7 protein-coding genes and 1 riboswitch are annotated in these 9,694 nt (G+C 51.2%); all 7 genes read right to left on the bottom strand.

The features are described from left to right. A partial coding sequence (atzF, locus tag Q0C48_RS00540) for an allophanate hydrolase (protein WP_291520601.1) occupies positions 1 to 1,517 on the bottom strand: 1,517 nt, incomplete at its 3' end. Further along, positions 1,518 to 5,117 carry an urea carboxylase gene (gene uca, locus Q0C48_RS00535; RefSeq protein ID WP_291520599.1) on the bottom strand — a complete coding sequence of 1,200 codons (3,600 nt, stop codon included), beginning with the start codon at positions 5,115 to 5,117 and terminating at the stop codon, positions 1,518 to 1,520. Positions 5,118 to 5,186: 69 nt separating this feature from the next. After that, positions 5,187 to 5,822 (bottom strand): urea amidolyase associated protein UAAP2, encoded by a 636-nt coding sequence (locus Q0C48_RS00530; RefSeq protein WP_291520597.1) that lies wholly within the window; start codon positions 5,820 to 5,822, stop codon positions 5,187 to 5,189. 14 nt (positions 5,823 to 5,836) lie between these two features. Next, the gene (locus tag Q0C48_RS00525; protein WP_291520595.1) at positions 5,837 to 6,550 is read right to left on the bottom strand and encodes an urea amidolyase associated protein UAAP1; all 714 of its coding nucleotides are present in this window, start codon (positions 6,548 to 6,550) and stop codon (positions 5,837 to 5,839) included. 82 nt (positions 6,551 to 6,632) lie between these two features. Continuing rightward, positions 6,633 to 7,484 carry an ABC transporter ATP-binding protein gene (locus Q0C48_RS00520; RefSeq protein WP_291520593.1) on the bottom strand — a complete coding sequence of 284 codons (852 nt, stop codon included), beginning with the start codon at positions 7,482 to 7,484 and terminating at the stop codon, positions 6,633 to 6,635. After that, positions 7,484 to 8,116: an ABC transporter permease gene (locus tag Q0C48_RS00515; protein ID WP_291520591.1), complete on the bottom strand. Its 633-nt coding sequence runs from the start codon at positions 8,114 to 8,116 to the stop codon at positions 7,484 to 7,486. Before Q0C48_RS00515 ends, Q0C48_RS00520 begins: the two co-directional genes overlap by 1 nt. Before the next feature lie 240 nt (positions 8,117 to 8,356). Continuing rightward, positions 8,357 to 9,346: an ABC transporter substrate-binding protein gene (locus Q0C48_RS00510; protein WP_291520589.1), complete on the bottom strand. Its 990-nt coding sequence runs from the start codon at positions 9,344 to 9,346 to the stop codon at positions 8,357 to 8,359. 44 nt (positions 9,347 to 9,390) lie between these two features. Then, positions 9,391 to 9,487, bottom strand: a riboswitch (guanidine-I (ykkC/yxkD leader). Positions 9,488 to 9,694: the final 207 nt, after the last annotated feature.

Genomic DNA, 9,694 nt, shown 5'->3' with positions numbered 1-9,694 from the left:
GAGGCGGTACTGGTGTCGCTTATCAGCCGGCCACCGCGTGAAGTGATTTGGTGATTGAGCGGTAGCCCGCTGAGGTGGGCACCGACCACCGCGACCCGCACCTGCCCACTAGACACTGCTGCGGGCACGGTTTCCACTGGTGGCGGCATGGTTTCCACAGCTCCGTTGGGCACGGAGTCTGTCAACTGCCAACGCTCAGCCAGATGTAGCAGCGGCACATCCTGATGGGCTGGGGCAAACAGCGTGACGCCGAACGGCAGGCCGTCAACGCGGAATCCGGCCGGCACCGCCACTGCCGCGTAATCCAGCAGATTCATGAAATTGGTATAGTAGCCCAGGTCGGTATTCCTAGCCATGGGTTCGGCCAGCAGTTGGGCGCGGGTAAAAATAGTGCCTGCTGTAGGTGTAAGGACGCAATCCACCTGCTGCCAAATGCAGTCGCATTTTCGCTTGAGCTCCTGTAACCGGTAAAGCGCGGCGAATGCATCTGCAGCCAGCGGCTTGGCTCCTCCCAGGGTGATATCGCGGGTGACTGGAAATAATGCATCGGGGTAAGTATTAATAAAACTGCGGATGGCATGGTAACGTTCAGCCACCCAAGGGCCGCCGTAAAGCAGACGAGCGGTTTCCAGGAAGGGGGCGAAGTCCAGTTCGACGCGCTCGCCGCCCAGCGATTCGAGCCGCGTCACAGATGCGTCGAACAAACGCCCGTATTGGTCGTCCCCAAAAAAGTTCAGGTCCTTGGCCGCTGGCACGCCGAAGCGAAAACGCGGCGCACGGCCAAAGTCAAAACCGTGGGGCTGGATTGTGCGTGAATAAGGATCAGATGTATCCTCCCCCAGTGCAGCCGCAAAGACCCGCTGGGCGTCCTGCGCACTCAGAGCGAATATCGATACACTGTCTAGGGAACGGCAGGCTGGTACTACGCCGGAGGTAGACAGCAGGCCGCAGGTCGGTTTGAGTCCAACAAGATTGTTGAAAGCCGCCGGTACGCGGCCAGAACCGGCAGTATCTGTGCCCAATGAAAAACTCGCCAGACCCAGCGCTACAGCCACCGCCGATCCGGCACTCGATCCGCCGGAGATGTAGTCCGGAGCGAAGGCGTTGCGGCAGGCACCATAGGGCGAGCGTGTGCCATTCAAGCCGGTGGCAAATTGGTCGAGATTGGTCTTACCCATGGCGATAGCGCCGGCGTCTATCAGCTTCTGCACCACCATAGCAGAGTTCTTGGGCGTATAGGCAAAGTCAGGACAGGCACAGGTAGTAGGTACGTCAACCAGATCCATGTTGTCCTTGATGGCGAAAGGCACCCCGTAGAGCGGCAGCCCCTCCATGTCTTGGCCTTCCAACTCCCGCGTGCGTATGAGCAAATGTTCACGCTGCGGCGGAGTGATCCAGATTGCGTGATCCGTATAGCGGGCAGAACGCTCAAGCAACTCCTCCACCAAACTCGTCGGGGTAAGTTGCCCGGAGCGGTAGGCTGACCGCAAGTTGTGTATATACAGGCTACTAGACATTCAGCTCTCCATCAGTGTCAGCACGTTCTGTCCAGTACTGACCGCTTCGCCTTCGCGGCAGAGCAGACGATCAATGACACCAGAGGTAGGCGCTTCGACGGTCATCTCCATTTTCATGGACTCTAAAATAATCAGCGGATCATTGGCTTGTACTCGTTCACCCGCTTTGACCAGAATCCTCCACACGCTGCCGGCGATAGGGCTAGCCACTGGGTGCGCACCGGCGGTCAGATCCAGATCCATGTCACTTGCGTCCTCAGCCACCGTTGCGTCGCTGATCCAGTTGGCTTGGCCAGATTGGGTCCAGCGCTCGCGCTCCTCGGCGAAAGCCTGACGCTGGCGATCCCGAAATGCGGCGATATCGTCAGCATTGTCGGTTACAAAACGCCGATAATCCGCAATACGAAAAGTATCTTCACGAATATCCAGAAGGTAGCGTCCGTGCATGAAGTCGGTGCGGATGGTTTCCAGCTCTGTCGTACTGACGGGGAAGAAACGGATCTGGTCGAAAAAACGCAGGAGCCAAGGCTTACTATCGGTAAATTGCGCAGTCTGCCGCCAGCGGTTCCACATCTGCAGGGTGCGGCCTACGAACTGGTAGCCGCCTGGCCCCTCCATACCGTAAACACACATATAGGCACCGCCGATACCCACAGCGTTTTCCGGGGTCCAAGTGCGCGCTGGATTGTATTTGGTGGTGACCAGGCGGTGACGCGGGTCCAGTGGCGTAGCCACCGGCGCGCCAAGGTACACATCGCCCAGACCCAGCACCAGATAGCTGGCGTCGAACACGATTCGACGTACATCTTCCATGCTGTCCAGACCGTTGATACGGCGTATGAACTCGATGTTGGATGGACACCAGGGGGCTTCTCTGCGTACCCCAGTCATATATTTCTCGATAGCCAACCGGGTGGCGGGATCGTCCCAGGACAGCGGCAAATGCACGATGCGCGTTGGCACTTCCATGAGATCCACGGCAGGCAATTCATCTTCGGCGCCGCGCAACACCGCAAGGAGTTTTGTCAGCGATAACGTGCGATTGTCATAATGGATTTGTAGCGATCTAATGCCTGGGGTGAGGTCGATAACGCCAGGCAAGTTGCGCATACGCAGGTTTTCCATCAGCGCATGGACGCGAAAGCGTAGCTCCAGATCCAGTACCAGCGGTCCGTATTCAACCAGCAGGTGTTTATCGCCGGCTACGCGATAGGCCACTCCCACCGGATGTCGCGGCGTATCATATCGGCCGACGATAGGTGATTCCAATGCCGGTGTTGCGTCCAGCGGCGGGTCCAGAAAAGTGGACAGGTTTTCGAGCGCCGCGTCTTGCGCGCATTCCAGGCGGGTAGCTTCTTCCAGACTAACGGGCACGAAGCGTACGGTATTGCCTGGCCGCAACTGGCCCATCTTCCATAGGTCAGCAGCAACAATCACCGCGGGACAGACAAAGCCACCCAAGCTTGGGCCGTCCGGGCCGAGCAGAATCGGCATGTCACCGGTGAAGTCCACCGCGCCGATGGCGTAGGCATTGTCGTGAATATTCGAAGGATGCAAGCCGGCCTCGCCGCCGTCGCTGCGCGCCCATTGCGGTCGCGGACCAATGAGCCGCACTCCGGTGCGGTTGGAGTTGTAGTGCACCTCCCAGTCGGTGGCGAAGAACATCGCCACGTCAGCGTCTGTAAAAAAATCTGGTGCGCCGTGCGGCCCGTAGCGCACAGCGATTTCCCAATGCTCGTTATAAGCTGGCAAAGCCTGTGGCGCCACGCGTCGCCCAGACTGAGACTGCGGATTGGCACCTAAATGCAGCACATCACCGGTGCGCAGGGTGCGCCCGGCGTGACCACCGAACTGGCCGAGCGTGAAGGTGCCGCGACTGCCCAGATAGAGCGGCGTGTCGAAGCCGCCAGCCACTGCTAAATAGGCACGGCAGCCAGCGCCGCTCAGGCTACCGAACCTAAGTACGCCGCCGGCACGTACCGCATGGCTGCACCACAACGCCAATGGCTGCCCATCGAGTGCGACCGACAGATCGGCACCAGTAACTGCGATGACGCTGTCGGCGTTGAATTTGAGGGTAGGTCCGCTCAAGGTAATTTCCAGGGTCACCGCCTCTGGTGGGTTGTCGAGCAGGCGATTGGCCACACGATGGGCGAGTGCATCCATCGGCCCGGATGGTGGCACGCCGACATCCCAATAACCCAGACGCCCCGGCCAATCCTGCAGGCTGGTCTGCACCCCTGGTTCAATCACATCCAGCGTGGGCGCATGGTAGGCCAAAGCACTGAGATAGCGCGTAGTCTGCCGACCTTGCGCAAAGGTTGCGTCGTTGACAATCTGGCGAAGATAACCAAGATTGGTCTCAAAACCATAAATGCGCGTGGTATCCAGCGCCGATCGCATGCGCGCCAGCGCATCGCTACGGTCGCTGCCATGCACGATGAGCTTGGCAAGCATGGGATCGTAATATGCCGTGACGTCGCTACCTGCCTCGACCCAGGTGTCAACCCGGGCATCCGGAGGAAACACCACTTCACTCAATATGCCAGCGGCGGGCTGGAAGTTCTTGCCGGGATCTTCGGCGTAGAGGCGCACCTGAATACTGTGACCACGCGCTGAGTGCACATAGCCAGCAATAGGTGATTCGCCCGCCGCCTGCCGCACCATCCACTCCACCAAATCGACGCCACTGACCTCTTCGCTCACCCCGTGCTCAACCTGCAAACGCGTATTGACCTCAAGGAAATAGAAGTCACCAGAGTCTGCATCAAGCACGAACTCCACCGTTCCCGCGTTACGGTAGCAGACCCCTTGCATCAAGCGCACTGCGGTGTCGCACAACGCATGTCGTATAGATTCGGGCAGATTAGGGGCCGGAGTTTCCTCGATGACCTTTTGGTTACGCCGTTGAACCGAACAGTCCCGCTCGCCAAGATGTACCACATGGCCTTTTCCATCGCCGAAGATTTGCACCTCAATGTGACGTGCAGCCTGTACATATTTTTCCAGGTAGATGCCCGCTTCTTTGAAGTTGGCCCGCGCGAGGCGGTCTACTCGAGCATAGGCGTCCTGCAGGGCATCCTCACTCCAGATCAGCTGCATACCAATCCCACCACCACCCGCAGTACTCTTGAGCATGATGGGGAAACCAATATGCTGAGCCTCCACCATGGCATGGTCGACATCAGCCAATAATCCCGTGCCTGGCAGTAGGGGGACGCCGTTTCTGCGTGCGATTTCCCGTGCAGTGTGCTTCAGACCAAAAGAACGCATTTGCTCGGGCGATGGTCCAATAAACACCATCCCGGCGTTTTCTACGGCAGAGGCAAAATCAGGGTTTTCGGATAAAAAACCATAACCTGGGTGAATAGCATCCACATGAAGAGCGAGCGCTGCATGAAGAATGGCATCCTCTTGAAGGTAACTCAGAGCTGCGGGCGAGGCGCCTATATGTACTGACTCGTCGGCCAGGAGGACATGCGGACTTAATCGATCTGCATCCGAGTAAACAGCAACAGATTGAACGCCCATCTTCCTGAGGGAGCGAATGATACGGACAGCGATGGCGCCGCGATTCGCTATAAGAATTTTATTAAACATATCAATTACTCGGCAGGTCGTCCTGCTAACGGATAAGGTGGCTGAGGCGTCTCAGCCATCGCACGCAATTCACCAAATCATCAGCTGCAATGGCGTTGGGTTATAGGCATTGCAAGGATTGTTGAGCTGCGGACAATTTGATATCAGCACTTTCACATCCATCTCAGCCATTAAGTCAACATATTTACCGGGGCCGGAGACGCCGTCCGCAAAATTGAGAGTGCCATTCTCGCACACTGGAACATTCATGAAAAAGTTTATATTGCTGGTGATGTCACGTTTACCTAAGTGACAATTGCAATTAATAGCTGCAAGCAAGAAACTATCTCTACAACTATGCATGTATTTTTTATCCAAAGAATATCGTACGGTATTGCTTTCCGCAGAACATGCACCACCAATGGTGTCATGGCGACCACACGTATCCTCAACGATAGTCATGAGTAAATTTCCTTCATTGGAAAGCAACCGACTGCCGGTGGTCAAATAAATATTACGTTGGGCCGTGATGGTGTCTGTCGCGCTGTAACGGTCAGACGGATCGTTGGAATTATATATCAGTGTATCCGCTGACTGATTGCCATCCTGATCCACAATGCGTAGTATCTGCCCCGCCAGCACGTCATGCATCCATGATTCACCTGCATTTAGGATAAAGTCATATAGTATATTGCGCTGTGTAAAGCTGCCATTATTCTGAGTCATCGTTTATAAACCTCCTATCTGAAGATCAGTTCGGTATTATAGAAACCCCTTTCATTCTCTGGACAGGACTTTCGGCAGAAATCGTACGGCCCCGCTGTCGAAATATTCCGTGCTGAAAGCGCAAATGGTTTAGGCAAATATGGAGATGACGGATCCAGCACATGCTGAGAAGACACCACAACAACCAGCGTATTCATCTCAAATCGAAGATCTACAAAATCTCCAGGCTGGCTATTGCCCGAAACAAATGACAGGTTACCGAAATCGTCTGCAGTGACCTTGCTGAAAAAATTAACATTCGCTAGCAAGTCCTGTTTGCCGAGACCCCATTTTGACAATTCAATGAGAGCACCATCGTGAGCATTATGGTGCATATCGTTTCGCGCTTCTTGATAGTTGAGTATACCGTATTTACTACCGACTGTTTTGGCATTACTCATACCCGATATAGTGTCATGCCAACCGCATGAGCTATCCACTATAGAACAAATAATTCTACCCATATCAGAATAACAAACATTTCCCTTCGACAAAAAAACAGTATGTTGAGCTTTAAGAGTGTCGGCCATGTTATACCGCTCTAATCTATTATCATTATTATAAAAGAGAGTGACCAGGTTTCCATCGCCGTCGAGATCGGTAATTCTAAGCGCTGTATTACGCTTCATGACGAACGAACTATGTGAACCAGACACAATCAAATCATCCCATATAATTTCTCCAGACATAAACCCACCTCCTTTGATCAGTAAATTTTCGCGATCGAACGCCCTGAGAGAAAGCAAACAACCAATTATACGTGAACACATTCTAGACCAATGTTTTTGCGACCATTTGCAAAAGATCAGCGGTCGCTCTCAAGGTGGTAGTCTCTCTGATGCGTGACAATATCTGTTCCTTAAAGTCAAAAAATACAGAGTCATTTTTTATGACGATTCCATCTTCGTCACGCTTTAATGATTCAGTCGTGAACACACTATCTACACGCCCTGGATTGGCGCTCAAAACAATTATTTTATCACCCAAAACTATAGCTTCCTCGACATCGTGAGTAACAAACATTACAGTCGTTTTTTCGACATTAAAAAGATGATTAACCACCTTGTGCATAGTTTCGCGAGTTTGCGCGTCAAGCGCACCGAACGGCTCATCCATCAGCAGGACTTTTGGGCTGGATACCAGAGCCCTGGCGATATTAGCCCGCTGTTGCATGCCACCACTTAATTGATTGGGATATAATTCTACCGATCGTTCCAACCCCATCAGAGTGACTAACGCATTACTTCTGTATACAGCACGTGATACCTGTTCATCTCGCGAATTCAAACTAATGCGCAGCCTTCTGGAAAATATAATATTATCCCACACGGTCATCCAAGGAAACAGCGTTGATTGCTGAAAGACTACTCCTCTATCAGCCCCTGGCCCATTAACCACATCTCCATCTATGGATATTGAACCAGCGGCTGCCTGCTCCAATCCAGCCACAAGTCTTAACAGGGTAGATTTTCCACAACCTGATGCACCAACTATCATAACCTTTTCGCCTGGGCGAATGCTTAAATTAATATCATCCAGCACCGGCCTAATGACTAGCTTTTTTCTTTCTTTTATCCTGAATGACTTAAATATATGGCTGATATCAACCGCTCCAGCGCTCATCACTTATAACTCCATACAAAAAAAATACGATGCATAATTCTGAATGACAGATCAAACAAAAGGCCAAGAATACCGATTATTATTATTCCGACAAATATTTTTGGGGTGTCCATAAAACGCTGAGCCTGCAAAATAGCAAAGCCAAGCCCTCTATCTGCGGCCACCATTTCCGCAATTACTAAATAGGTCCATGCCCAACCCATATTAACGCGCAAAATATTAAATATGTCAGGCGCGGCACCCTTAAAAATAACATGGTTCAGAACTTCTCCTTTCTTAGCGCCCATAGTATAGGCAGCCTCAATGTATTTCTGCGGAATGTTTCTTACAGCATCCGCAACCATAACGACAATCTGGAAAAATACCCCAATAAATATTATAGAAATTTTGGCAGATTCACCAATACCAATCCAGAGTAGCACCAAGGGTATGAATGCCGAAGCCGGCATGTACCGTATAAAATCATTTATCGGCTGTAGCATCGCCTCAACCATCTTGAAAGTACCTATGTAGATGCCGATTGGTACACCAATGGCCGCCGCCAGCAAGAACCCGGAGACAACGCGATATGCACTTATATAGGTATCCTCCCACAGGTTGCTAGCGGCCCATCTTTCGAACGATTTAAACACCCGCTCCGGTGATGGCAAGAAGAGTGCACTAAAAATGTGCATACTACATATTATCTGCCAAACAGCCAGCGGGATTATAAAGCCAGCTATTGAAAACGATATATATACCCAGCGAGGAATTGAATCTCGTATATTAGTTAACGCTATCATGAGCGTATCTCACTTTTGTTGAGCCAAGAGCTGCGAGCAGTTGGTATGAAAAATACATGCTCGCAGCACCATTATCCAGGTAATATTATATCACTTATTTTCAGACTTTTCGATAAATCCAGAATCAAGAAAGCTTGTCGGGTTAGGTTTCGCAGAAATTGCCCCTACCTTCTTAAGGAAAACCGAGGTATCGTCGGTGCTCTTATAGAGCGAAACCGATTTTTCCTTGTCTTCAGGATTCATTGCCTCCAGATTTAACTTTGGTCCAAATAGGCGTGTCCCAGACAATGCGGTCAAATAAACAGATGGAGATAACTCGACATGTGGCGCCATTATAGCAGCCGCTTGTTTTGGATGTTCTTTGATGAATTTTACAGTAGCAAACCAAGCTTTTGATAAGTTTATGAACTGTTGAGGATATGCTTTCAAGACGCTTTCACGGGCAGCCACAACATCTGGAATGACCCCTGGAGCACTAGCACTAGAAAAAATGGCATGCCCTAGCTTTTTCTCTTCAATTCTCTGTATCCACGGATTCCAAACGCCTGCAGCGTCTACTCGTCCCGCCATTAATGCTGCAGCCGCATCGCCTGTTGACATGTTTATGAAGTGTACGGATGTTATTGGAATGTTGTTTTTCGTTAGCGCATATTCATCGAGATACTGTTCTATGGAATCCATGCGCACCGCAATGGTCTTTCCTTCCAACTGCTTGAATGTACTAATAGAGTTATTCACCATCAGTGCGTCATTACCATGTGAATTATCAGTCACTAAAATAACTTTTATCGGAACACCTTTTTCCACAGGTGCCAGAGTATCAATTAGGGCTTGGCAATTTGCATCTATTTTTCCGGCTGAAAGCGCTTCCACTGACGTCATGTAACTGCTAAACCATACTAATTTGAAGTCGGCGTGGTATTTCTTCAAATAACCGTTGTGCTCAGCGACGTACCATGCGACCCAACCGGGCCAATTACTCAGACCTAGGGTGATAGGCTCCGCATCCGCATTTGCAGATAGTATAAAAGGAGCCAACGTCAGCGTTCCTGCCAATAAGAATGACTTCAATTTTTTCATGCGCGTTTCTCCAAAAAAAAAGGGAGATAGCAGCTTTCACTGTTATCTCCCGGGCTTTTATCCCTCCGTGTACCCTGCGCGGCAGGGCGGAAACTCTCGGTCCGATCACCTTTGCAGGCTGGAACCCTAGAATCCTAAATATTAGAAAGCAGAAAACATGCCATAATGCCAAAAACCCGTAACATGCTGAAAATAATACTTAACCCTGTGTCATGCTCATTTTACCGAAGTGTTCACACATCCCAGTACGGTGCAAAATTTGTTTTTGTGCACCATAGTGGTGCATCGCCCATCTAGTTAAATGCGTGATCTTATTTTGTGGAACTATCAAAACTCACTAACCGATGC

Origin of the sequence: Acidithiobacillus sp., assembly GCF_023255755.1 — a bacterium.
Lineage (GTDB): Bacteria > Pseudomonadota > Gammaproteobacteria > Acidithiobacillales > Acidithiobacillaceae > Acidithiobacillus.
This window is presented reverse-complemented; position numbering and strand designations above follow the sequence as displayed.

Bases quoted from the DNA above. Each gene is read 5' to 3' on its own strand.
- uca (WP_291520599.1), bottom strand. From the start codon at position 5,117: ATGTTTAATAAAATTCTTATAGCGAATCGCGGCGCCATCGCTGTCCGT.
- Q0C48_RS00530 (WP_291520597.1), bottom strand. From the start codon at position 5,822: ATGACTCAGAATAATGGCAGCTTTACACAGCGCAATATACTATATGAC.
- Q0C48_RS00525 (WP_291520595.1), bottom strand. From the start codon at position 6,550: ATGTCTGGAGAAATTATATGGGATGATTTGATTGTGTCTGGTTCACAT.
- Q0C48_RS00520 (WP_291520593.1), bottom strand. From the start codon at position 7,484: ATGAGCGCTGGAGCGGTTGATATCAGCCATATATTTAAGTCATTCAGG.
- Q0C48_RS00510 (WP_291520589.1), bottom strand. From the start codon at position 9,346: ATGAAAAAATTGAAGTCATTCTTATTGGCAGGAACGCTGACGTTGGCT.